General features: G+C 70.5%; 19 protein-coding genes. 10 read left to right on the top strand and 9 right to left on the bottom strand.

Features of this window, described 5'->3' with window-relative positions:
• Positions 1-4 precede the first annotated feature (4 nt).
• Positions 5-2,950, bottom strand: a complete 2,946-nt coding sequence (locus tag ACFYP5_RS14940; protein ID WP_389035193.1) for an FG-GAP repeat domain-containing protein — start codon at positions 2,948-2,950, stop codon at positions 5-7.
• Complete coding sequence (locus ACFYP5_RS14935) at positions 2,950-5,499, bottom strand: S8 family serine peptidase (RefSeq protein WP_389035190.1); 2,550 nt, start codon at positions 5,497-5,499, stop codon at positions 2,950-2,952. The genes ACFYP5_RS14940 and ACFYP5_RS14935 overlap by 1 nt, the downstream gene beginning before the upstream one ends.
• Positions 5,500-5,749: 250 nt before the next feature.
• On the opposite strand from ACFYP5_RS14935, the gene ACFYP5_RS14930 reads away from it, so the two are divergent.
• From ACFYP5_RS14930 to ACFYP5_RS14920, 3 genes are all read left to right on the top strand, one after another.
• Positions 5,750-7,144: an aldehyde dehydrogenase family protein gene (locus ACFYP5_RS14930; RefSeq protein ID WP_389035188.1), complete on the top strand. Its 1,395-nt coding sequence runs from the start codon at positions 5,750-5,752 to the stop codon at positions 7,142-7,144.
• A gap of 40 nt (positions 7,145-7,184) precedes the next feature.
• Entirely contained in the window at positions 7,185-8,264 is a 1,080-nt protein-coding gene (locus ACFYP5_RS14925) for a Zn-dependent alcohol dehydrogenase (protein WP_389035185.1), read from the top strand.
• A gap of 217 nt (positions 8,265-8,481) precedes the next feature.
• Positions 8,482-9,819: an MFS transporter gene (locus ACFYP5_RS14920; RefSeq protein WP_389035182.1), complete on the top strand. Its 1,338-nt coding sequence runs from the start codon at positions 8,482-8,484 to the stop codon at positions 9,817-9,819.
• 185 nt (positions 9,820-10,004) lie between these two features.
• Here the strand turns inward: ACFYP5_RS14920 and ppk2 are convergent, their stop codons facing one another.
• The 4 genes from ppk2 to ACFYP5_RS14900 form a co-directional block, all read right to left on the bottom strand.
• A complete protein-coding gene (gene ppk2, locus ACFYP5_RS14915) occupies positions 10,005-10,898 on the bottom strand; it encodes a polyphosphate kinase 2 (protein ID WP_389035354.1) in 894 nt (297 codons plus the stop codon).
• A 64-nt stretch (positions 10,899-10,962) separates the two neighbouring features.
• Complete coding sequence (locus ACFYP5_RS14910) at positions 10,963-11,994, bottom strand: DMT family transporter (protein WP_389035180.1); 1,032 nt, start codon at positions 11,992-11,994, stop codon at positions 10,963-10,965.
• A 33-nt stretch (positions 11,995-12,027) separates the two neighbouring features.
• The gene (locus ACFYP5_RS14905) at positions 12,028-12,747 is read right to left on the bottom strand and encodes an ArsR/SmtB family transcription factor (RefSeq protein WP_389035177.1); all 720 of its coding nucleotides are present in this window, start codon (positions 12,745-12,747) and stop codon (positions 12,028-12,030) included.
• Positions 12,748-12,761: 14 nt separating this feature from the next.
• On the bottom strand, positions 12,762-13,436 hold the full coding sequence (locus ACFYP5_RS14900) for a TetR/AcrR family transcriptional regulator (RefSeq protein ID WP_389035175.1): 675 nt from the start codon (positions 13,434-13,436) through the stop codon (positions 12,762-12,764).
• 66 nt (positions 13,437-13,502) lie between these two features.
• Between ACFYP5_RS14900 and ACFYP5_RS14895 the strand changes: the two genes are divergently transcribed.
• The 3 genes from ACFYP5_RS14895 (at position 13,503) to ACFYP5_RS14885 (ending at position 15,738) form a co-directional block, all read left to right on the top strand.
• Positions 13,503-14,654: an acyl-CoA dehydrogenase family protein gene (locus ACFYP5_RS14895; protein ID WP_389035172.1), complete on the top strand. Its 1,152-nt coding sequence runs from the start codon at positions 13,503-13,505 to the stop codon at positions 14,652-14,654.
• Between the two features lie 86 nt (positions 14,655-14,740).
• The gene (locus tag ACFYP5_RS14890) at positions 14,741-15,031 is read left to right on the top strand and encodes a YiaA/YiaB family inner membrane protein (RefSeq protein ID WP_389035171.1); all 291 of its coding nucleotides are present in this window, start codon (positions 14,741-14,743) and stop codon (positions 15,029-15,031) included.
• 83 nt (positions 15,032-15,114) lie between these two features.
• Positions 15,115-15,738 carry a TetR/AcrR family transcriptional regulator gene (locus tag ACFYP5_RS14885; RefSeq protein WP_389035168.1) on the top strand — a complete coding sequence of 208 codons (624 nt, stop codon included), beginning with the start codon at positions 15,115-15,117 and terminating at the stop codon, positions 15,736-15,738.
• A gap of 25 nt (positions 15,739-15,763) precedes the next feature.
• On the opposite strand, the gene ACFYP5_RS14880 is transcribed toward ACFYP5_RS14885, so the two are convergent.
• Positions 15,764-16,225 (bottom strand): MaoC family dehydratase, encoded by a 462-nt coding sequence (locus ACFYP5_RS14880; protein ID WP_389035165.1) that lies wholly within the window; start codon positions 16,223-16,225, stop codon positions 15,764-15,766.
• A gap of 149 nt (positions 16,226-16,374) precedes the next feature.
• On the opposite strand from ACFYP5_RS14880, the gene soxR reads away from it, so the two are divergent.
• On the top strand, positions 16,375-16,848 hold the full coding sequence (gene soxR / locus ACFYP5_RS14875) for a redox-sensitive transcriptional activator SoxR (RefSeq protein ID WP_389035162.1): 474 nt from the start codon (positions 16,375-16,377) through the stop codon (positions 16,846-16,848).
• A 33-nt stretch (positions 16,849-16,881) separates the two neighbouring features.
• Here the strand turns inward: soxR and ACFYP5_RS14870 are convergent, their stop codons facing one another.
• Complete coding sequence (locus tag ACFYP5_RS14870) at positions 16,882-17,493, bottom strand: hypothetical protein (RefSeq protein WP_389035159.1); 612 nt, start codon at positions 17,491-17,493, stop codon at positions 16,882-16,884.
• A 260-nt stretch (positions 17,494-17,753) separates the two neighbouring features.
• Between ACFYP5_RS14870 and ACFYP5_RS14865 the strand changes: the two genes are divergently transcribed.
• On the top strand, positions 17,754-20,582 hold the full coding sequence (locus tag ACFYP5_RS14865) for a penicillin acylase family protein (protein ID WP_389035156.1): 2,829 nt from the start codon (positions 17,754-17,756) through the stop codon (positions 20,580-20,582).
• 80 nt (positions 20,583-20,662) lie between these two features.
• Here the strand turns inward: ACFYP5_RS14865 and ACFYP5_RS14860 are convergent, their stop codons facing one another.
• Positions 20,663-21,940: an exo-beta-N-acetylmuramidase NamZ domain-containing protein gene (locus tag ACFYP5_RS14860; RefSeq protein WP_389035152.1), complete on the bottom strand. Its 1,278-nt coding sequence runs from the start codon at positions 21,938-21,940 to the stop codon at positions 20,663-20,665.
• 185 nt (positions 21,941-22,125) lie between these two features.
• Here ACFYP5_RS14860 and ACFYP5_RS14855 point away from each other — a divergent pair, with 185 nt between their 5' ends.
• Positions 22,126-22,890 (top strand): SDR family oxidoreductase, encoded by a 765-nt coding sequence (locus ACFYP5_RS14855; RefSeq protein WP_326602737.1) that lies wholly within the window; start codon positions 22,126-22,128, stop codon positions 22,888-22,890.
• The gene (locus tag ACFYP5_RS14850; protein WP_389035150.1) at positions 22,887-24,569 is read left to right on the top strand and encodes an AMP-binding protein; all 1,683 of its coding nucleotides are present in this window, start codon (positions 22,887-22,889) and stop codon (positions 24,567-24,569) included. The genes ACFYP5_RS14855 and ACFYP5_RS14850 overlap by 4 nt, the downstream gene beginning before the upstream one ends.
• The last annotated feature ends 8 nt before the right edge of the window (positions 24,570-24,577 follow it).

The following is a 24,577-nucleotide window of genomic DNA, read 5'->3' as shown; positions in this document are numbered from 1 at the left end:
TCCGTCAGGAGAGCGTGGACACCGTCAGCTGGGAGATGGCGGTGAACTGCTGCAGATACCGGCCGCCCAGCAGTTCGGTCATGCGGTCGAAGCCCGTCTCGTCGAAGCCGAGGTTCACGAGTTCGTCGACGCCGTCACCGTCCAGGTCGCCGGCGAAGTACTCCCTGGCGCCGAGGTAGCCGTTGTGGCCCACGTCGTCCGGGTAGTTGTCCTCCGCAGTCAGAACGGACGGGTCGTACAGGTACGCGCCGGACTGGGCGCCGCCGACGAGCATCCGCCGTCCGCCCGGACCGGTGAGGAACCCGCCGGTCTCCACCGTGGGCAGCGTGTAGAGCCGGTGGTCCTGGCCACCGGCCGCGTACGTGCGGAACGACGCGGTCCCCGCGAGGACCAGCCCCTCGGGCCCGGTGAAGTAGCTGCCCACGCCCCAGGGGCCCCCGGCGACGCCGTGGTGGAGGACCTCACCGGTGCGACTGTCGCGGATCTCGACCACGGCGCGAAGGCCTGAGGCGTCCGGCGCGCCCTCGGCCGTCGCCGAGGTGGCGGAGAACCAGGTGTAGACGACCGCGTGCCCGTCGGCGTACGGGATCTCCGGAGAGGTGAAGACACCGTGGTTCAGACCGGCGCCGTACAGCTTGCCGTCCACGCTCTCGGCCGGGGCCTTGGGCGCGGCGGTCCAGCGTACGGTGCCCTTCTTGGCGTCCAGCGCGACACCGTCGACCGTGGGCGACTCCTTCTCGATGGAGTCGGTGCTCGAGTACTGCGCGTACACCCGGCCCTCGCCCACGGCGGGGTCGCCGAACACGACGCCGCCCGCGCTCGCGGGCGCCGCGTACGTCCACAGTGCCGAGCCGCTGCCGCGGTAGGCCCGCAGCTTGTCGGTCGGCACGACGATGTCGGCGCGCTTGTCGCCGTCGAGGTCGGCGACCGTCACGGAGCGGACGAACTGCCCGTTCCCGTCGATGCGTTCGATGACCTTGCCGTTGCGTCCGTCGATGACCGCGACGGCCGTGTCGGCGGCCACCACGAAGTCGGCGTGGCCGTCGCCGTTGACATCGCCCTTCTCGATCCGGTGCACCTGCCCCGGCACGGTGGCCTTCCACAGCAGCTCGGGCTTGCCCGACGTCAGCGACGGACCCGAGTACGCCCACACGCCGTCGGACTTGCCGCCGACGACCAGGTCGTTCTTCTTGTCGCCGTCGATGTCGGCCGACTGCGCGGACCACAGGTCGCCCTGGAGCGGCAGAAGACTCTGCTGCTTGCCGTCGGTGAGGCCGTAGGTGCGGATGTTCTGGTTCTGGTCGACGGTGCGGACGTGCCGGCCGGTTCCGTCGCGGTAGACCTGGTTGAACATCGGCGAGGCGCCGATGCCCTTCTCCTGCCAGCGCACGTCGCCGCTGCCGGCGAACACGGTGAGCGAGGCGTACTGCCCGCCGCCGGGGTTCTCGGCAGTGTTCATGCCGGTGTCGTCCTGGGCGGCCGTCACGAGGTTGCCGTCGACGACTTCGAGGCTCCAGGCGCTCGGCCCGTCGTGGCTGTTGCCGGCGTCACGCTTGACGGTGTGGGACCACAGCACGCTGCCGGGGTCCGTGCCGTCCACGACCCGCACGGTGTTGGCATTGAGCCACAGTGCCGGACTGAGCGTGGACTCGCTGACCGCGTACTCGGGCTTCCTGTCGCCCCGCAGATCCCCCATCGTCATGTCGATGGGCAGTGCGTTGATCCGGGTGTCCAGCGTGGTGCGCCTGCCGTCGGCGAGGGAGTAGGAGTCCAGCTCGTACTTCACGCCGTCGGTGGGGTCGGACTGCTCCAGGGCCACGAGCCGTCCGCGCGCGGTGTCCAGGTGCAGCTGACGCGAGTAGAGGGCGCTGTCCGTCTGCCACTTGACCGTGCCGTCCTCGGTGTCGAACACCAGGGTGCGGCCCCGCCCCGCCGCGGTCGCGGTCTTGCGCTGGTTGTACGACGCGGCGACCAGTCCTCCGCCGAGGTCCTCCAGAGCCCCCCACGCCGTGCCGGCGCGTACGCCTGTGTCGTACGTCCAGGTGGCGGACGGGGCCAGGGCCCCGTCGGCGTACGAGAAGCGGATGCCCGAGACGGTGGCGGTGGCGGCGGCCGGGGAGTTGAGGTTGTAGTACGGCGCGTCCGCGACGACCAGCGTCCTGCCGACGAGCTTCACGTTGTAGGCGTACGCGTACAACTTCGACCACAGCGTCCTGCCGGTCCTGCCGTCGAGGACCGTGACGAAGGTGCCGTTGGCCAGCGAGGAGCCGGGAGAGGTGAACGGGCGGTACGGGGACACACCCACGCTCGCCGAGAACACCACGTCGTCCACGCCGTCGCCGGTCAGGTCGCCGGTCACGTACCCCTGGCCGGACGCGGGCGTGAACGGGCTCACCGCGTTGTAGCCCATGACGATGCGCGCGGGGTAGGGCTCGGTCTGCCACGGCCGGGAGTTCTTGACGCCCCAGTCCGCGTACAGCGAGGCGTTGTCGCGCCGCCACAGGGCCGTGCCGTCGGCCTTGCTGCGCTGGACACTGCCGAGACTGTGGAGGGTGAAGTAGTCGCCGCCCTTGCCGCCGGCAGGGACGGTGGCGGCGAGTCCGCGCACTCCTTCCACCGTCGACTTGGGGGAGACGGTCACGGCATCGTCGGCACCGGCGTCCGTCCCGGTGCCTTCGTCGAGGTGGGAGCCCGAGCCGTGGTCCGAGTCCTGGCCCGCCCCGGAGGCGCCGGAACCTTCGGCCGCGGCCTGCGGGTCGACGCTCTCGCGATCGGCCTCCGCGTAGGCGTCGAGCCGGGCGTGATCCGCCAGCTGCTCGGCCTGGCTGTCGGTGAGGGTGAGCAGGCTGCTGCCGTCGTCGGCCAGTGCGGGCGGCGCGGCGCTCAGCGCCAGACCGGCCGCGACCAGTGCGGAGGCGAGTCGCAGCGCTCGTCGGGAGTCGGTTCTCATCACTTGGTCCCCTGCGCGATGCGGATGGCGGACCGGTCCTTGAGGACCGGCTGGTCGAAGGAGTACTGGAGGGCGTCGGTGCCGGCCTGGTTCTCGATGCCGACGGTCGCGCCCGCGCCGTTCTCGGGCGAGGCGGTGGACAGGCCCTGGTACTGGAGGGTGACGGCGCCGGTGGCCTCGTCGAAGACGGCCTCGAAGGAGACCCGGGCCGAGGTGTTGCCGACGAAGGCGGCATCGTTCCAGACGACCGCGAACCTGCGGCTGCCCGCGCTGCCCGTGGTCGCCGTCTGCACGCTGGACTTCTTGTCCAGGGTCAGGTCGTCCCAGAAGGCGGCCACGGTCCCGTTGGGCTTGTCGGCCGACGGCAGTGCGACGTTGTCGTAGTCACCGAGCCGTGGCTCCAGGAAGTTGATCAGGCCGTTGGTGGTGACGCTTGCGCTGGAGTAGGAGACGCCGTACAGCTTCACCGGGAAGGGCAGCGCGATGGTCCTCGCGTCCTCGTCGCCGCTCAGCGCGACCTTGCCGCTGCCGCTGATCCAGGAGTACGTCGCCGGGGTGCAGCTGTTGCCTGCGGTGTCGCTGCGGGCGGGTGCCCGGGCGGTCAGCGACTCGGCACCGTCCACGGTCAGTTCGCCGCTGTAGGTGCCGTTGCACAGCACGGGCGCTGCGGGCGTGGCGGTCAGGGTGTACGAACCCTCGGCCACCTTCGGCAGGTCGAAGTGTCCGGCGGCGTCCGTGGTGACGGAGGCGACCGGAGTGCCGACGACCTGGACGGTGGCCTTGGCAAGGGGCTTTCCGGTGACGTCGAGGACGGTGCCGGACACGGCGTGCGAGGCGACGGCGTCCATCGTGAAGTTCTTGGTGACCTGCTCGCCGGTGACGACCGTGACACCGGACTCGGTGCCGTTCGCGTAGCCGTACCCGCTGAGGGCGAAGGCGTACGAGCCCGCCGGCAGGGTCAGCCGGTAGGAGCCGTCCGCCGAGGTCGTCACGGAGCGGGTCGAGGCGGATCCGGAGGCTTTCACGGTGACACCGGAGAGTGCGGAGCCGTTCGCCTTGTCCGTGATCTTGCCGGTGACGACGGCCGCCGTGTGCGGGGCTGCGTCGACGGAGGCGTAGATGTCGAGCTTGCCCTCGCCCCAGACGTTGTTCAGGCCGGCGGTGCCGCCGCAGTGCGTGTCGTCGACATCGCGCGCACCCTCGTCGAGAAGGGCGCGGGTCGCGTCGATGTCGCCGATGAGGGAGGGGGCGGACGACCACAGCAGAGCGACAGCGCCCGCGACGTGCGGCGTCGCCATCGACGTGCCGGATATCGACCTGTACGTGTTGCCCGGCCAGGCGGAGCGGACGTCGACACCGGGCGCCGAGATGTCGGGCTTCGTCGAGCCGTCGAGCCTGGACGGGCCGAAGCCGGAGAAGCTCGCAATCTTCCCGGCCGAGTCGTAGGCGCCCACGCCGTACGCGGGCGCCTGCGAGCCCGGCGCGTGGCCGGTCGAGCAGGTCACGCCGTCGCCGTCGTTTCCTGAGGCGAACGCCTCGAAGATCCCGGCCGCGTTCCACGCCTCGACGATGTCCTGGTAGAAGGTCGTGTCACCGCCGCCCCAGGAGTTGTTGACGATGTCGGGGGCGAGGTCGGGACGCGGGTTCTGACCGGTGTGGTCGGTCGGCGCGAGGATCCACTGGCCTGCGGCGAGCAGCGAGGAGTCCGAACAGGAACTGGACTCGCACCCCTTGGCGGCGATCCACTCGGCGCCGGGCGCGACACCGACGCCGCCGGCGCCGGCCATGGTGCCCATGGTGTGCGTGCCGTGGCCGTTGTTGTCGCAGGGCGCCGACGTCGGGCACTGGCCCGTCGGGTCGTACCAGTTGTAGTCGTGTGTGAAGGAGCCGTCGCCGTTGTTGCCACGGTAGTTGCCGACGAGCGCCGGGTGGTCGTACTGGACGCCCGAGTCGACGTTGGCGATGACGATGCCCTCGCCACGGTCGTCGTACTCGTCCCAGACCTGGTCGGCCTTGATGTCCTGGACGCCCCACTCGACGGCGGTGGGTTCCGCGTCGGTGGCGGCGTCGGTCGACCTCGACTCGGCCCGGTCGAGTTTGTAGGTGTGCTCCTTGACGATGCTCGCCACGTCAGGGCGCTTCGCCAGGGCGTCGACGAGGTTCTCACCGCCGGTCACCTCGAGCGTATTGGCGATCCAGTACGACCGATAGCCGACCTTCTCCTTGTCGAGGAAGGACCGCAGCGGCTTCTGGCTGTTCCTCGCCCCGCTGCGCAGTGCGGCGAACGCCGACTTCGCCTTGGCCGCGTGGGACTTCTTGCCCTTGGCCGCGGACAGGTCCGCCTGGCTCCTGAGGACGACGAAGAAGGTCGACTCCTTGCCCTTCGCGACGGTGTCGAGAACGGCGGGGTCGACCTTCGCGGTGACGGGGCTCGGGTCCGCCGCAGACCGTGCGAACGCGGGTGCGGGGCCGGACAGTGCGGCTGTGGCCGTGATCGCGGCCGCAGCCCACACGGCGGTTCTGCGCCGCGGGGATCGGGGCAGGTGCATCGGAGTGCTCCTCCATGGCTGGTACGGGGGAGCCCGCCGCGGTCCCGGGACCAGGGGGTGGGTACGGGAGGAGGCGGGCTGATCCGGGACGCTAGGAGGAGGCTGTTACTGGTGAATTACTGAACTGCGTGGCGAAGCCCGGGTGAACGGGCCGGCCGCACGTGACCGGCGTCTCTGGCGCCCAAAAACTAACGCCGCTAGTTTGGGGTGCTGACGACATCGGCCGTATCCATGTCCGGGAGGAAATGCCATGAAGGCCCACGACGGTATGTACATCGGCGGGGAGTGGCGCCCCTCATCGGGCGCGGACACGATCGCGGTCGTGAACCCGGCGGACGAGCAGGTCATCGCCCATGTCCCGGCCGGAACGGCCGAGGACGTCGACGCCGCGGTACGGGCCGCCCGGGCCGCGTTCCCCGGCTGGTCCGCCACCCCGCCCGCCGAGCGGGCCGCCCGGATCGCCGCCCTGCGCGATGTCCTGGTGGCCCGCCAGGACGAGATCGCCGCCACCGTCACCGCCGAACTCGGCGCACCGCTCCCGTTGTCGCAGGCGGTGCACGCGGGTGTGCCGGTCCTGGTCGCCGGTTCGTACGCGGAACTTGCCGCGTCGTACCCGTTCGAGGAGAAGCACGGCAACTCCACCGTCCTGCTCGAGCCCGTCGGTGTCGTCGGGGCGATCACCCCGTGGAACTACCCGCTGCACCAGATCGTCGCCAAGGTGGCTCCGGCGCTCGCGGCAGGCTGCACGATCGTCCTCAAGCCCGCCGAGGACACCCCGCTGACCGCGCAGCTCTTCGCCGAGGCGACCGAGGAGGCCGGCCTGCCCGCCGGTGTCTTCAACCTGGTCACCGGCCTCGGCCCGGTCGCCGGGCAGGCACTCGCCGCGCACGAGGACGTCGACCTGGTCTCGTTCACCGGCTCCACCGCCGTCGGGAAGCAGATCGGTGCCACCGCGGGCGGCGCGGTCAAGCGCGTCGCGCTGGAGCTCGGCGGCAAGTCCGCCAACGTCATCCTGCCCTCGGCGGACCTGGCCAAGGCCGTCAACGTCGGCGTCGCCAACGTGATGTCCAACTCCGGCCAGACGTGCAGCGCGTGGACCCGGATGCTCGTCGACGGCGAGCGGTACGAGGAAGCCGTCGCGCTCGCCGCCGCGGCCGTCGCCAAGTACGTGCCGGGGGAGCGGGTCGGCCCCGTCGTCAATGCCAAGCAGCAGGCCCGGGTGCGCGGTTACATCGAGAAGGGCATCGAGGAGGGCGCCCGGCTCGTCGCCGGTGGCGCCGAAGCCCCGCATCCGACCGGCTACTACGTCAGCCCCACCGTCTTCGCCGACGTCACCCCGGAGATGACGATCGCCCAGGAGGAGATCTTCGGCCCGGTCATCTCGATCCTGAAGTACGAGGACGAGGACGACGCGCTCCGGATTGCCAACGGCACCGTATACGGGCTCGCGGGCGCCGTCTGGGCCGCCGACGACGCGGAAGCCGTCGCCTTCGCCCGGCGGATGGAGACCGGACAGGTCGACATCAACGGCGGCCGGTTCAACCCGATCGCCCCGTTCGGCGGCTACAAGCAGTCCGGCGTCGGCCGCGAGCTCGGTCCGCACGGCCTCGGTGAGTATCTCCAGACCAAGTCCCTCCAGTTCTGAACCGTCCCCGATGCACCCCCGATCAGCAAGGAGCCGGTCCGTGGTCCGCGCCGCCGTACTGCCCGCCGTCGGAGCTCCCCTGGAGGTCACCGACATCGAACTCCCGGAACCCGGACCCGGCCAGGTGAGGATCCGTCTCGCCGCCGCCGGGGTCTGCCACTCCGACCTGTCCCTGTCCGACGGCACCATGCGGGTGCCCGTCCCCGCCGTCCTCGGCCATGAGGGAGCGGGCACCGTCCTCTCCGTGGGCGAGGGCGTCACCCACGTGGCGCCGGGTGACGGCGTCGTACTCAACTGGGCGCCTTCCTGCGGCAGCTGCCACCATTGCGGGATCGGTGAGGTCTGGCTGTGTGCCGACGCGCTGACGGGTGCGGGCAACATCCACGCCCGAACCGCCGACGGCACCGAGCTCCACCCCGGTCTGAACGTCGCGGCGTTCGCCCAGGAGACGGTCGTCGCCGCGAACTGTGCACTGCCCGCCCCGGCCGGCATCCCGCTGACCGACGCCGCCCTGCTCGGCTGCGCGGTTCTCACCGGATACGGCGCCGTCCACCACAGCGCCCGGGTCCGGGCCGGCGAGACGGTCGTCGTCTTCGGCATCGGCGGCGTCGGCCTGGCCGTGCTCCAGTCCGCGCGCATCGCCGGGGCCTCGAAGATCATCGCTGTCGATGTCTCCCCGGAGAAGGAGGAGCTCGCCCGCCGGGCCGGCGCCACCGACTACGTCATCGCCTCCGACACCACGCCGCGCGCGATCCGCAAGCTCACCGGCGGACAGGGCGCGGACGTCGCCGTTGAGTGCGTCGGCCGGCCCGCGACCATCCGCGGCGCCTGGGACTCCACCCGGCGCGGCGGCCGTACCACCGTCGTCGGCATCGGCGGCAAGGACCAGCAGGTGACCTTCAACGCCCTGGAGATCTTCCACTGGGGCCGCTCGCTGACCGGGTGCGTCTACGGGAACAGCGACCCCGCCCGCGATCTGCCCGTGATCGCCGAGCACATCCGGGCCGGCAGGTTCGACCTCTCCATGATGGTCACCGAACGGATCGCGCTGGACGGCATCCCGGCGGCCTTCGACAACATGATCGCGGGCAAGGGCGGACGGGCCCTGGTGGTCTTCTAGCCGATGCCCGGAAGAGACCCCGGCCGCCCTCGGCGGCGGCCGGGGATCTCGCCGTGCCCGGCCCTTCCTCGTCGCGTTCGTCTGAGTGTCATGTGAAGGTAAAAACTGCTGCTGCACGACCCGTTGACCGGCATACCGTCCGGTCAGTACGGTCCCGGCACCGGCGGATCAGTTCCGTCGGGCACCCCGTCCCCCGCACCCACCGGAGTGTGCACGCATGGACACGTCACCATCCGCCGGCCCGGGCACCACCGAGACCGTCCCGACCCCCACCGATACGCGGGCCCGCCGCAAGGTGGCCACCGCCGCGGCTCTCGCATCCGCAGTGGAGTGGTACGACTACTTCGTCTTCGGCATCGCCGCCGCCCTGGTCCTCGGGGACCTCTACTTCCCCGCGGGCAGCGGCTCCGCCGGTGTCCTCGCCGCGTTCGCGACCTTCGCCGTGGGCTTTCTGGCCCGTCCGATCGGCGGCATCATCGCGGGCCAGCTGGGCGACAAGCGCGGCCGCAAACCCATGCTGGTCCTCGCGCTCACCCTGATGGGCCTGGCCACCACAGGCATCGGCCTGCTTCCCACGTACGAGACGATCGGCATCGCCGCTCCGGTGCTGCTCGTCACCCTGCGTATCGTCCAGGGCATCGCGGTCGGCGCCCAGTGGGGCGGCGCCATGCTGATGGCCACCGAATACGCCCCCGAGGGCAAGCGCGGTGTCTACGGAAGCCTCGTCCAACTCGGCGTCCCCATCGGTGTGGTGACCGCCAACACCGTGTTCCTCGCCGCCGGAGCTCTCACCAGCGACAGCGAGTTCGCCGCCTGGGGCTGGCGGGTGCCGTTCCTGGTCGGCCTGCTGGTCCTGGTCCTCGCCTGGTACATCCACACGCGCGTCGAGGAGACCCCCGAGTTCCGCGAGGCCGAGAAGGAACTGGCCGAGCAGGAGGCGAGCCGCTCCGCGCGTTCCCCGCTGCGCACCATCGTGAGGGAGCACCTCGGCACGGTCTTCCTCGCGGGCGGTTCGTTCGCCGTGAACACCGCGACCTTCTACATCATCATCACCGGCGTCCTCGACTACACGACCCGTGAGCTGGGCATGAAGCGCGAGGCCGTCCTCATGGTCTCGCTCTGCATCAGCCTCACCCAGCTCGTCCTGATACCGGCGTCGGCGGCGCTGTCCGACCGCATCGGGCGGCTTCGGATCTACGCGCTCGGGGCGGCCGGGCTCGCCGTGTGGGCGGTGCCGATGTTCCTGCTCATCGACACCAAGTCACTGCTCTGGATGGCCGTCGGCACCTTCGTGACGAGTTGTTTCCTCAGCATCATGTACGGGCCGCAGGCGGCGTTGTTCGCCGAGCTGTTCACGCCGGAGATGCGCTACACCGGCGCCTCGCTCGGCTACCAGATCGCGGCGGTGTTCGGCGGCGGTCTCGCCCCGTTCGTGATGGTGCTGCTGCTGGAGGCGACGGGCACGTCGATGGCGGTGGCGGCCTACATCATCGGCCTGGCGGTCATCGCCCTGGTCTCCATCAAGGTCCTTGCGGGGCGTGCGAGTTCACGCTGATCACGGCTCCCGGACCCGGTCCGGCCCCGGTACCGGTGCCTCCCCTCACCGGTCCCGGAGCCGCCGTGCAACCGGACGGGAGGTGATCGCTGCGGATCCGCGCAGCACTTCGCGGCGACGGGACGCAGACCGGCGCAACTGTCGCGGGAGGGGCTGCCACGCCCCCGTGGTGTTCCGGCCCGGGCTCACACCGTCGGCTCGGCTCCCGACCGGTGCGTGGTGAGCAGCCGGGCATCCATCTCGCCCTGCTCGAAGAGCCGGGAGGCCGGACCCACGATCAGCGGGTCCGGCTCGCGGACCACCGTCGTGTCCTTGTCCGGGTAGTCGAAGCGGTGCAGCACATGCCGGATCGCCTCCAGTCTGGCCCGCTTCTTGTCGTTGCTCTTCACCACGGTCCAGGGCGCGTCCGCCGTGTCCGTGTGGAACAGCATCAGCTCCTTGGCCTCCGTGTACGCGTCCCACTTGTCCAGCGAGGCGAGGTCGACCGGACTCAGTTTCCACTGCCGTACCGGGTCTATCTGGCGGATCATGAACCGGTTGCGCTGCTCGTTGCGGGAGACGGAGAACCAGAACTTCACCAGGTGGATGCCGTCCCGGGCGAGCATCCGCTCGAAGCCCGGTGCCTGGTGCATGAATTCGAGGTACTCGCGGGTCGTGCAGAACCCCATCACCCGCTCCACGCCTGCCCGGTTGTACCAGGAACGGTCGAAGAGCACGATCTCCCCGGCGCTCGGCAGATGTGCCGTGTACCGCTGGAAGTACCACTGGGTGCGTTCGCGTTCGGTGGGCTTCTCCAGCGCCACGACCCGTGCGCCACGGGGGTTGAGGTGCTCGGTGAAGCGGTTGATCGTGCCGCCCTTGCCGGCCGCGTCGCGCCCCTCGAAGAGAATGACGAGCCGCTCGTTGCGCTCCTTCACCCAGTGCTGGAACTTGAGCAGCTCGATCTGCAGCGCGCGCTTGTCCTTCTCGTACGCCTTCCGGCCGAGCTTGTAGTTGTACGGATAGTCCTCGCGCCAGGCGTCGCGCGCCCGCCCGTCGGGCATCACCAGGACCGGATCGTCGTCCCCGCTGTCGGTCACACCGAAGGCTTCGAGCTCGGCGCCACCGTGCCGGGCCGCCCAAGCGAGGGCGGCCTCCCTGTGGTCAGCGTCGCCGGCAGGCTTGTTCGTCTTCTTCCGTCTCCTGCGGCTGCTCGGAACCTTGGCGCTCCGGGTCATGACGGCGTCCCTCCACCGGCTGTGCCCGACTCTTTCGGGTGCGTCCAGTCTGCGGACGCTTCCGGGAGACCGCCACCCCGGCCAGACAGAGCAGACCACCGCCGACCGTGAGCAGCGCGGGCTCCTCGCCGAGCAGCAGCCACGACATCAGCACCACCAGCGCGGGGACCGCATATGTGGTGGCGCCCATCCGCCCCGCAGTGGTGCGGGCAAGAGCATAGGCCCAGGTGGTGAAGGCCAGGGCGGTCGGGAAGACCCCCAGATAGACCATGTTCAGCGTCGCGGACACCGGGGCGTCGGCCGCCTCGGAGACCAGCACACCGGAGAACGGCAGACAGGCGACCGTACCGACCACACAGCCGAAGGCGGTGATCTGCAGCGCCGAGCCGTGCCGCAGCGCCGGCTTCTGGGCGACCACCCCGCCCGCGTACGCCATCGCCGCCAGCAGGCAGAGCACCACCCCGAGCACCGACGAACTCCCGTGTCCCGACATGGAGAGACCGACCACCGCGGCGCCCGCGAACGACACGGCCATCCCCGTCAGCAGTCTGCGCGGCAGCCCCTCGCCCAGCAGCCGGGCGCCGAGCAGTGCGATCAGGATCGGGCCGATGTTCACGACCATGGCGGCCGTGCCCGCGTCGACCTGCTGTTCGCCCCAGTTGAGCACCACCATGTAGAGCCCGAACCAGAGGAGCCCGGAGGTGACGATGCCCGGCCACGCCGCCCTGGACGGCAGCCCCTCGCGGCGTACGAGGAGGATCGCGCCGAGCGTCAGCGAACCCGCGAGCAGCCGGCCGAGCGCGAGCGCACCGGGCGAGTAGGACTCACCGGCGCTGCGGATGGAGACGAAGGCGGAGGCCCACAGCACCACAGTGGTGCCGGCCGCGGCGATCGCCCGCCGGTCGCCGACCGCGGGTCCGGTGGCGGGCGCGGCGGAGGCGGGTATGGGTGTCGTCATGAGCCCGACTCTAAACGGGGAACGGTTCGGCCCTCACCGAATTGTTTCCGGCTCGATCCCGAGCAGTTCGTGCAGCGCCCGCTCCCCGTCCCCGGTCGCCTTCACCGCTCGCCCGGACCCGATCCTCACGCACCAGCCGGCATCCAGGGCGTGCCTGCACAGTGCGGCACCCGCGGCCCCTGCCAGATGCGGTCTGCGCTCCGTCCAGTCCAGACAGCCGCGTACAAGGGGACGCCGGGTCCTGGTGTCCAGCCCGATGCCCAGCTCCGCGAACCAGCCGAGGCCCGTGTCGGTGAGCGCGAAGCCGGTGTCCTGCCGCAGCAGCCCCCGTACGGTCATCGCGTCCGCGATCGCGATGCCGATCCGGCCCGCGAGGTGGTCGTAACAGGTGCGTCCGCGGGCCAGTGCGCTGCTCGTGCTCGCCGCCCGCAGAGTATGTGGCCGTTCCCCGTCACCGGGTGCGGCCCGGGCGGCGAGATCCTCGACGAGGTGGGCGGCCTGCTCGTCGGCGAGCCGCACATAGCGGTGGCGGCCCTGCCGCTCCTCGGTCAGCAGTCCTCCGGCGATCAGCTTCCCCAGATGTTCGCTGGCGGTGGACGGCGCCACCGACGCGTACCGCGCCAGCTCACCCGCCGTCCAGGCGCGGCCGTCGAGCAGGGCCAGACAGAAGGAGGCGCGGGTCTCGTCGGAGAGCAGCGCGGCCAGGGCGGCGAGGCGGGGTGCGACCGGGTCGAGGGGTGCCATGCGTGCCATGTACCCAGGATGCGTCAGGAACGCTTCGGCGCCGGCCGAACCGTGTGCGCGGCAGGCCCCTGTGCGTACTGCAGGGCGAGGCCGTCGAGCAACGCCCGCAGCCCGGTCTCGAACGCGCCCTCGTCGACCTGCTGACGACGGTCGGCCAGCAGATGGGCCTGGCCGAGGTGCGGATAGTCGGCGGGGTCGTACGCCGTTTCGTCGTCGACGAAGCCGCGGGCGAACGAGCCCAGCGCCGAGCCGGTGATGAAGTACCGCATCAGTGCGCCGATGTACGTGGCCTGGGCGGGCGGCCAGCCCGCGCGGACCATCGCGCCGAACGCCGCGTCGGCGACCCGCAGCCCGGCCGGACGGCGGCCGGGGCCCTGGGCCAGTACCGGGACGATGTGCGGGTGCTCGGCGAGCGCCGCCCGGTAGGAGACCGCCCAGTCGTGCAGGGCCTCTTGCCAGTCGCGGCCGTCGGACTCGTCGAACATCGACAGATCGACCTGCGCGGACACGGCGTCCGCGACCGCGTCCAGGATCTCGTCCTTGTTGCGGAAGTGGTTGTAGAGCGAGGGTCCGCTGACCCCGAGTTCGGCCGCGAGCCGGCGGGTGGAGACGGCGTCGAGCCCCTCGGCGTCCACGAGCGCGCTCGCCGTCTCGACGATGCGGTCTCTGCTGAGGAGGGGCTTGCGCGGTCGGGCCATGCGGCACATAGTAGGGCCTGCGAACGAAAAACTAGCAGTGCTAATTAAAAGTGGGAGAACCGAAGGATGAACCTGGAGCTCAGCGAGGAGCAGGAAGCCGTCCGGCAGCTCGCCAAGGACTTCGTCGCCCGCGAGATCACCCCGCATGTCGTCGAGTGGGACCGCGCCGAGAATGTCGACAGGTCGATCGTCAAGAAGCTGGGTTCCCTCGGCTTCCTCGGACTGACCGTCCCCGAGGAGTACGGCGGCTCGGGCGGCGACCACCTGGCGTACTGCCTGGTCACCGAGGAACTCGGCCGCGGCGACTCCTCGGTCCGTGGCATCGTCTCGGTCTCCCTGGGTCTGGTCGCCAAGACCATCGCCACCTGGGGCGACGAGGAGCAGAAGCGGCAGTGGCTGCCCCCGCTCACCGCGGGCGAGGCGATCGGCTGCTTCGGCCTCACCGAACCCGGCACCGGCTCGGACGCCGGGAACCTGACGACGAAGGCTGTCCGCGACGGCGACTCGTACGTCATCAACGGCGCCAAGATGTTCATCACCAACGGCACCTGGGCCGACGTCGTGCTGCTCTTCGCCCGCACCGGCGACACTCCAGGCCACAAGGGCATATCCGCGTTCCTGGTGCCCACCGACATTCCCGGCCTCACCCGCCGCACCATCCACGGCAAGCTCGGTCTGCGCGGCCAGGCCACCGCCGAAGTGGTCCTGGAGGACGTCCGCGTCCCCGCCACCACGCTCCTGGGCCCCGAGGGCAAGGGCTTCTCCATCGCCATGTCCGCCCTCGCCAAGGGCCGGATGTCGGTCGCGGCCGGCTGCGTCGGCATCGCCCAGGCCGCCCTCGACGCCGCCGTTGGCTACGCGGGCGAACGCGAGCAGTTCGGCAAATCCATCGCGAGCTACCAACTCGTCCAGGAACTGATCAGCGACATCGCGGTCGATGTGGACGCCGCGCGGCTGCTGACCTGGCGGGTCGCCGACCTGATCGACCGCGGCGAGGACTTCGCCACGGCGGCGTCCAAGGCGAAGCTCTTCGCCTCCGAGGCCGCCGTCCGCGCAGCCAACAACGCCCTCCAGGTCTTCGGCGGCTACGGCTACATCGACGAGTACCCGGTCGGCAAGCTGCTGCGCGACGCCCGTGTGATGACGCTCTACGAAGGCACCAGTCAGATCCAGAAGCTGATCATCGGCCGTGCGCTGACGGGGGTCTCCGCCTTCTGAGCCGTCCCACCCGAACGGGCGTCTGAGTACAGGGCTGAGTACGGGGGCGGATGTGCCGGGCGCCGCGGCGGTCGATGCTGTCCACCATGAGTGAGACGACATCGGTCAAGCAGCAGAGCACCGCGGCCTTCCACGGACAGGCCGTCGCATCCTTCGGGGTGGCGATGGGTGCGGTGGCCCTCGGCATCTACTTCCTCGACGCGAACGCCTGGGTGCGGGGCTTCCTCGCCATCGGCGTCCTCTACCTCGTCACGTCCTGCTTCACCCTCGCCAAGGTCATCCGGGACCGCCAGGAGGCAGGGCAGCTCATCAGCCGGGTCGACCAGGCCCGGCTGGAAAAGATCCTCGCCGAGCACGACCCCTTCCGGAAGCCCTGACGACCTTCGCCGCCGGACCCCTAAGCGCTTGCTCAGGTTCGGGGTATGGTGTGCGTCCTGGTGAACGGAAGGGGTCGGTGACGATGGGCACGGCGGAGGATACCGGCGGCGACAGTACGCCGTGGGGCGAGGTGACGCCCGAGGCGGCCAGACGGCTCCTCGTCGCGGCCGTCGACGCCTTCGCCGAGCGCGGGTACCACGCGACCACCACCCGGGACATCGCGGGCCGTGCCGGGATGAGTCCTGCCGCGCTCTACATCCACTACAAGACGAAGGAAGAGCTGCTCCACCGGATCAGCAGGATCGGTCACGACCGGGCCCTGCTGCTCCTGGAGACGGCCGCGGACGCCGAAGGCACGGCGTCCGAGCGGCTCGCCCACGCCGTGCGGTCCTTCGTCCGCTGGCACGCGGAAGGGCACACCACCGCCCGCGTGGTCCAGTACGAACTCGACGCCCTCGGCCCGGAGCACCGCACCGAGATCGTCGCGCTGCGGCGCAGGAGCGACGCGGTGATCCGCCGGATCATCAGCGAAGGTGTGGAGGCCGGGGAGTTCGACGTCCCCGACATCCCGGGCACCACGCTGGCCGTGCTCTCGCTCTGCATCGATGTGGCGCGCTGGTTCAGCGCGCAGGGGAGCCGGACGCCCGACGAGGTCGGCGCGCTCTACGCCGACCTCGTACTACGGATGGTCGCGGCGCAGCGGTAGTGCGACCGGGCCCCGTTCCGCGGGCTCAGAAGTAGTAGCGCGACACCGACTCGGCGACACAGACCGGCTTGTCGCCGCCCTCGCGCTCGACCGTGACCACGGCGGTGACCTGCACGCCGCCGCCCGCCTCCTCGACGCTCCGGAGGGCGGCCGTCGCCCGCAGCCGCGAGCCCACCGGAACGGTGGCCGGGAAACGGACCTTGTTGGTGCCGTAGTTGATGCCCATCTTCATGCCTTCGACCCGCATGATCTGCGGAACCAGCGCCGGAAGCAGCGAGAGCGTCAGATAGCCGTGCGCGATCGTCGTGCCGAACGGGCCGGCCGCGGCGCGCTCCGGGTCCACGTGGATCCACTGGTGGTCCCCGGTGGCATCGGCGAAGAGGTCGACCCGCTTCTGGTCGATCTCCAGCCAGTCGCTGTGCCCCAGCTGCTCGCCCACGCCGTCGCGCAGCTCCTGCGCGGACGTGAAGATCCTCGGCTCTGCCATGTCCCTGGTCCTGCCTTCCCGCTCTCGACCGTGCATCGTCGTGCATGCGTCGTTCATCGCTACTGTCTAAGCGCTTGCTCAGCATGGTTGGGTGTGGCGTTCCTGTCAACGACGGACCGGCCCGGAGGAGTGCACGTAGGGTTCGAGGGGTGCCCCAGATCCCAAAGACACTCCATGAACTCACGGTCGGCCAGCTCTCCGCGCGCAGCGGCGCCGCCGTTTCGGCCCTGCACTTCTACGAGGCCAAGGGCCTGATCAGCAGCCGCCGTACCAGCGGCAACCAGCGCCGCTACAGCAGGGATGCGCTGCGCCGGGTCGCCTTCGTCCGTGCGGCGCAGCGGGTCGGCATACCGCTGGCCACGATCCGCGACGCGCTGGCCGAGCTCCCGGACGAGCGCACCCCCAACCGTGACGACTGGGCGCGGCTGTCCGAGACGTGGCGCTCCGAACTCGACGAGCGGATCAAGCAGCTGGGCCGGCTGCGCGACCATCTCACCGACTGCATCGGCTGCGGCTGCCTGTCGCTGGAGACATGCGTGCTCTCCAACCCGAACGACATCTCCGGGGACACGATCAGCGGCTCCCGGCTGATGCCGGAGCGCCGGTCGGCGGACTGCCCGTAGGCAAGTCGCGGGCAGGGGCGGAGCGGGCGCTCCTCATGCCGCGGACGTCAGGTCCCCGGTACGTATGCGCCGCGCCCTCGCCAGCGCCCCCGGTGTGAGCACCGGCTGCGGCACCACGATCCCGCAGTCGGTGCAGACCGGCCCCGAACACGGCTCGTGGTCGAGGTCCTGGCGCCAGACGATCCCGGTCCTCGCGCACACCGGGCAGGTCGTACGCGGCTCCGACTCCAGAGCGGCGATCAGACGCCCCAGCACCTCGCCCAGCGGTGCGGACGGATGGACCGCCGGATCGTCGCAGCGCGCCACCCCGTTCCCGCCCCAGGTGCGCCGGTGCCAGTCGTCGAACGCGCCCGGACGGCGCAGCCCTTCGTGCTTCTCCCGCCTGCGGCGCTCGGCGAACCCCGCCTCGTACCCCAGCCAGACGGCCCGGGCCTCCTCCAGCTCCTCCAGTGCGCGCACCAGCCGCACCGGGTCGGGCGCCCGGTCCTCGGGCTCGATCCGGTGCCGGGCACACAGGTGGTGCCAGGTCGCCCGGTGACCGTAGGGGGCGAACCGCTCCAGGCACTTGCGCAGCGAGTACCGCCGCAGCGCCAGGTCACTCCGTGGATCGCGGACCTGTCTCGCAAGACTGCGGAAACCGGCCATCGCACTGCCACCTCCGTCGCTCGTACTTCGGCGTCAAGGGATGGACGTACGACTGCCCGATTCGGCTCCATCGAAAGGTGATTCGCGTCCATTGGCCGAGACGGCGCCCGTCGGACGCGGCTCGAACGGGCCGGACCCGGCTCGAGTCCGGCCCGGACGCGGCGTCATGTGGCGATTCGGAAAAGGTGACCGATGCTCACCTTACCGACGGGTCATACCGCCAGTAACCTCCGGCGCATCGGCCTCCCGGAGGAGCACGCATGCCCCCACGCACCGTCAAGTTCAGAGCCGCCACCACAGCGGCGGTTCTCACCCTCGGTACCACCCTCCTCGCAGCCTCGCCGCAGTCCGGCGCCGTGGCGGCGGAACCCGTCCCCGTCGCCGACCACTGCCAGGGGCAGTGCGACGACATCCTGCCGCCCGGCGAGAACGGCAACGCGACGCTCGTCGAGATTCTCGGCAACCAGGCCTTCGGTACGCACCCCGCGCACAGCGACGACCAACTCGACCGCTACAACGGCCTGGTGGCCGGGTACACCGGACTCACCGACCAGAAGCTGACCGACTTCTTCAACGACGCCTCGTTCGGCGTAGCGAAGGACCAGGTCGAGTCGGTCACCTCGCCGCGCGACGACGTCACGATCACCCGCGACAGGGCGTCAGGCGTCCCGCACATCAAGGGCACCACCCGTTACGGCACCGAGTTCGGCGCCGGGTATGCGGCCGGGCAGGACCGGCTCTGGCTGATGGACCTCTTCCGGCACATCGGGCGCGGTGAACTGACCTCGTTCGCCGGTGGCGCGCTGGCCAACCAGGGGCTCGAGCAGCAGTTCTGGCCGCAGGCCCCGTACACCGAGGCCGATCTCGAAGCCCAGGTCGCGTACATCAGGACCCATGAGGGCGCCCGCGGTGAGCAGGCCATGGCCGACGCGCAGGCGTATGTCGACGGCATCAACGCGTACCGCGACAAGTCCAAAAAGGGCCGCTACTTCCCCGGCGAGTACGTCCTCACCGGCAAGATCGACGCGATCACCAACATCGGTGAGATCCAGCCGTTCAAGCTGACCGACCTGATCTCGATCGCCTCCGTCGTCGGCGGTCAGTTCGGTGGCGGCGGTGGTGGCGAAGTGCAGGCGGCGCTCTCGCTGCTGTCCGCCCAGCAGAAATACGGGGTCGTCGAAGGCACCAAGGTCTGGGAGTCCTTCCGGCAACGGAACGACCCCGAGGCCGTGCTGACCATCCACGACGGAACCTCCTTCCCCTACGCCGGCAAGCCCGCGCAGGCGCGCGGCACCGCCCTTCCCGACCCGGGCTCGGTCACCCCCGAGCCGCTCGTCCACGACCGCACCGGATCGGCGGGCACCGACCGGAAGGCCCCGGTCAAGGCCCCGGCCGCGCTCCGGAAGGCCCAGGGCATCTACGACGACGGCGTCATCCCGGAGGGCTCGTTGCCCGGCTCGGGCTCCGGCGCCCAGAAGCGCGGCATGTCCAACGCCCTGCTGGTCTCCGGCAAGCACACCGCGAGCGGAAACCCGATCGCCGTCTTCGGCCCGCAGACCGGCTACTTCGCGCCGCAGCTGATGATGCTCCAGGAGCTCCAGGGCCCCGGCATCAGCGCCCGCGGGGTCGCCTTCGCCGGTGTCGGCATGTACGTCCAGATGGGACGCGGCCAGGACTACGCGTGGAGCGCCACCTCGGCCGGCCAGGACATCACCGACACGTACGCCGTCGAACTGTGCGAGCCGGACGGTTCCGCGCCCACCAAGGACTCGACGCACTACCTCCACCACGGCACCTGCACCGCGATGGAGAAGCTGGAGCGCACCAACTCCTGGAAACCGACCGTCGCCGACTCCACGGCGAAGGGCTCCTACCGGATGCAGGTCTGGCGGACCGCGTACGGAATCGTCACCCACCGCGCCACAGTGGGCGGCAAGCCCGTCGCGTACACCTCGCTGCGCACCACCTACGGCCACGAGGCCGACTCGATCATCGGCTTCCAGATGCTCAACGACCCGGAGTACGTGAAGGACGCCGCCTCCTTCCAGCAGGCGGCGAGCAACATCGACTACGCCTTCAACTGGTTCTACGCCGACTCCCGGACCGCCGCCTACTACAACAGCGGCATGAACCCGGTGCGCGCGGCGGGCGTCGACCCGGCCCTGCCCGTCAAGGCCGAGAAGGCGTACGAATGGCAGGGCTACGACCCGGTCGCCGACACCGCCGCCTACACCCCGTTCGCCGCGCACCCGCACTCCAGCGGCCAGGACTACTACGTCTCCTGGAACAACAAGCAGGCGGAGGGGTACGCCTCCGCGGGCTTCGGCCTCAGCGCGGTGCACCGGGCGGATCTGCTCGACGACCGGGTGGCGAAGCTGGTGGAGCAGGGCGGCGTGACCCGTGCCTCGCTCACCCGGGCCATGGCGGAAGCCGCACTCACCGACCTGCGCGGCGAGCAGCTGCTCCCCGAACTGCTGCAGGTGCTCCGGTCCCGGCCGGTCACCGACCCGGAACTGAACGCGGTCATCCAGCAGTTGGAGTCCTGGCGGGCTTCGGGGTCGCAGCGCAGGGAGAGCAGCCCCGGCTCGCACACGTACACCGACGCGGACGCGGTACGGATCATGGACGCGTGGTGGCCGAAGCTGGTCGAGGCCGAGTTCGAGCCGGGTCTCGGCGACAGTCTGTACGGGGCGCTGACCACCGCTCTCGCCACCGACGAGTCACCGGCGGCCAGCCACGGCCCGAGCGGGGCACACAGCGGATCGGCGTTCCAGTACGGCTGGTGGGGCTTTGTGGACAAGGATCTGCGCCAGGTCCTCGGCCGGCCCGTCAAGGGGCCGCTCGCCAGGACGTACTGCGGGAACGGTGACCTGAGCAGCTGCCGGGACATCCTGCTCGCCTCGCTGAAGCAGGCGGCGTCCGAACCGGCCACCGAGGTCTACCCCGGTGACGACAACTGCGGCGCCGGCGAGCAGTGGTGCACGGACTCGATCATCCACCGCGCGCTGGGCGGAATCAGCCAGAAGGCGATCCACTGGCAGAACCGCCCCACGTACCAGCAGGTGGTGGAATTCCCCACCCACCGGTAGGCATGCGTTCCACTCCGTCCGGTGCCCGGGGGCACCGGTTCGCCGGGCGGGTCCGAACTCCCGGACCCGCCCGGTCCGACTCACCGGTACTGCAGGTACCTCTTGCGTACCGCCCGGAACGCGGCGAGATCCGCCTCCCAGGCCCCCACCACCTCATCCGTGTCCGCGCCCGAGTCGATCATCGTGCGGACCCGCGTGTTGCCGGTGAGCTTGTCGATCCAGTTGTCCGAGCGCCACGCGAACCCGCTCCAGGTCTGCTTCGCCGTCACCAGGAGAGCGATCCCCGTGCGTACCGGGTCGAAGACCTCCCGGTCCTGCACATGCAGCTGCACGCCGCCGACCGTCTTCCCCTGGAACTTGGAGAACGTCGGTGCGAAGTACGCCTCACGGAACGCGACTCCGGGCAGGTCGAGCGCGTTCGCGGCCGCCGCCCACCGGTGGTCGATGCCCTCCGCGCCGAGCAGTTCGAACGGCCGCGTGGTGCCGCGCCCCTCGGAGAGGTTCGTGCCCTCGAAGAGGCAGGTCCCGGAGTACACCAGTGCGGTGTCCGGCGTCGGCATGTTGGGGCTCGGCGGCACCCACGGCAGTCCGGTCTCGTCGAAGAAGTCCGAGCGCCGCCATCCCGACATCTTCACGATGTCCAGTTCGACCGGCTGCTCGGCCAGGAACTCCGCGTTGAAGAGCAGCGCGAGCTCCGTGACCGTCATGCCGTGCGCCTGCGCGATCTCCCGGCGCCCCACGAAGGTCGAGAACGCCGGATCGAGGACCGGTCCGAGCGCCGCCCGCCCGGTCACCGGGTTCGGCCGGTCCAGCACGACGAACCGCTTGCCCGCGAGCGCCGCCGCCTCCATGCAGTCGTACAGCGTCCAGATGTACGTGTAGAAGCGTGCGCCCGCGTCCTGGATGTCGAAGACGATCGTGTCCACGCCGGACGCGGTGAAGACATCGGCGAGCGGCTGCCCGCTCTTCAAGTACGTGTCGTAGACGGGGAGTCCGGTCGCCGGGTCGTCGTACCGCCCCTCGGAGCCGCCCGCCTGAGCGGTGCCGCGGAAGCCGTGCTCGGGTCCGAAGACCGCGACCAGGTCGACCCGTTCGTCCGGGTGCATCACATCGACGATGTGGCGCACATCGGAGGTGATCCCGGTCGGGTTGGTGACGACCCCGACCTTCTGCCCCTTCAGCAGTGCGTAGCCGTCCGCGGCCAGCCGGTCGAAGCCGGTGAGGAGCCGGTTCCGCCCGGCGCCGTTCCCCTTCCCGGCCAGGGGTCCCGCTGCCGCGGTCCCGGTTCCCGCAGTGGTCGCCGCGAGGGCTCCCACCGCACTGCCGGCGGCCAGCAAACCACGTCTGGACAGGCTCATTCGGCTACCTCCATGATCGCTCCGACTGTCATGGTCACGCACGCTAGCGCGCTCAAGCGCTCCGTGGAACGTGCCGGACGCGACTGCTGGGACAGGAGTGGCGACAACCCGGGCCGACCCCCTTCCCCGAGGACATACCGACTGGTTAGTCTGCTGGAGAAGTCGGCTGAGAGAGGCGGGACCCGATGAGTACGGTGCAGGGCGCGGGCGTGGTGGTCACCGGAGCCGGAGGCGGCATCGGCGCCGCTCTGGCCCGCAGATTCGCCGCGGAAGGTGCCAGGGTCGTCGTCAACGACCTCGACGAGGCCCGGATCAAGACGCTTGCCGAGGAGATCGGCGGCACCGCCGTCGCCGGTGATGCCTCACGGATCGTGGACGCCGCCCGGGACGCCCTGGACGGCACCGTCGACATCTACTGCGCCAACGCGGGCCTTGCCTCGCCCGGCGACGTCTTCGCCGACGAGGAGGTCTGGGCAGCCGCCTGGGACGTCAATGTGATGGCCCACGTCCGCGCGGCCAGGGCGCTGCTGCCGGACTGGCTGGAGCGCGGCAGCGGCCGGTTCGTCTCCACCGCGTCCGCGGCCGGTCTGCTCACGATGATCGGCGCGGCGCCGTACAGCGTCACCAAGCACGGGGTCGTCGCCTTCGCCGAGTGGCTCTCGCTGACCTACCGCCACCGCGGCGTCAAGGTCCACGCGATCTGCCCGCAGGGCGTACGTACGGACATGCTCACCGCCGCCGGTTCGGCCGGTGAGCTCGTGCTCGCCCCCAGCGCCATCGAGCCGGAGGCCGTCGCCGACGCGCTCTTCGACGCCATGGCCGAGGACCGCTTCCTCGTCCTGCCGCACCCCGAGGTCGCCGGGTACTACCGGGCGCGCACCAAGGACACCGACCACTGGCTCGCCAACATGAACCACCTTCAGCAGAAGTGGGAGGAGACCGGCGCATGACCGAGTCCGACACCGACGCCGCCACCGGGTCCGGCTACGCGGCAAAGCCCTGGATCTCCCTGCTCAGCGAGGCCCAGCGGGCCCCCGTCAGCCCCGCCGAGACCTTGGTGCACGCCTTTCGCGCCTCCGTCGCCCGCGCCCCCGAGCACCCGGCGCTCGCCTACTTCGACGGGCGCCTCAGCTACCGCGAGACCGATGCGCTCTCCGACTCGGTGGCCGGTCATCTCGCCTCGAAGGGCCTGGAGCGCGGTGACCGGGTCGCGATCATGCTGCAGAACTCCCCGCAGTTCGTACTCGCCCTCCTCGGCGCCTGGAAGGCGGGGGCGACCGTCGTCCCGCTCAACCCGATGTACAAGTCCGGCGAGGTCGGCCATGTACTGAAGGACGCCGAGGTCACCGCGCTGATCTGCGCGGACCGGGCGTGGGAGTCGTATCTGCGGGACACCGCGGCCGCCGCCCCGGCCGTAAGGATCGCCGTCACCGCCTGTGAGCTCGACCTCCAGAGCCAGAACGACGACCGGGTCCTGGACTTCGAGCGGCTGCCGGCCCCCGAGGACGCCGACGACCTGGTGGCCGTCGCCCGCCGCGGGCTCGCCGCCCCCGAAGGCCGTGAACTCACCGCCGCCGATGTGGCACTGATCAGCTACACCTCCGGGACCAGCGGCACCCCCAAGGGCGCCATGAACTCCCACGGCAACATCATGGTCAACGCCGAGCGCCAGCGAACCGGACACCCGGTCGCCGAGGGATCCTCGTACTTCGCGCTCGCCCCGCTCTTCCACATCACCGGCATGGTGTGCCAGCTGGCCGCCTGTCTCACCAACGCGGGCACCCTCGTCCTCGCGTACCGCTTCCACCCCGGTGTGGTCCTCGACGCGTTCGCCGAGCACCGCCCCGCGTACACGGTCGGCCCGTCGACCGCCTTCATGGCGCTCGCCGCTCACCCCGATGTGACCCGTGAGCACTTCGCCTCGTTCGAGGTGATCTCCTCCGGCGGTGCACCGCTGCCGCCCGCGCTCGTGGAGAAGTTCCGTGCGGGCTTCGGCCCGTACATCCGCAACGGCTACGGCCTCACCGAATGCACGGCGCCCTGCGCCTCCGTACCGCCCGAGCGGGAAGCGCCCGTCGACCCGGTCTCCGGGACGCTCTCCGTCGGCGTTCCCGGCCCGGACACAATCGTCCGGATCCTGGACGAGAACGGCGACGAGGTGCCGTTCGGCGAACAGGGCGAGATCGCCGTCCGCGGCCCCCAGGTCGTTTCCGGCTACTGGCGGCTGCCCGACGCCACCGCCGCCGCCTTCCCGGACGGTGAGCTGCGGACGGGCGACATCGGCTTCATGGACCGCGACGGCTGGCTGTACGTCGTCGACCGCAAGAAGGACATGATCAACGCCTCCGGCTTCAAGGTCTGGCCGCGCGAGGTGGAAGATGTCCTCTACACCCACCCGGCGGTACGGGAGGCGGCCGTCGTCGGCGTCCCCGACGCCTACCGCGGGGAGACCGTCCGGGCGTACGTCAGCCTGCGGCCCGGTGCGGTGGTCGAGCCCGGAGAGCTGGGCGCGTACTGCAAGGAGCGGCTCGCCGCCTACAAGTACCCGCGCGAGGTCGAGATCCTGGCTGAACTCCCGAAGACGGCAAGTGGGAAGATCCTCAGGCGGGAACTGCGTTCAGCGCAGTAGAGCAGCGG

The organism is Streptomyces sp. NPDC005262 (genome assembly GCF_042872425.1).
GTDB lineage: Bacteria > Actinomycetota > Actinomycetes > Streptomycetales > Streptomycetaceae > Streptomyces.
The sequence above is the reverse complement of the archived record's forward strand: the minus strand, read 5'-3'. Positions and strand labels throughout refer to the sequence as shown.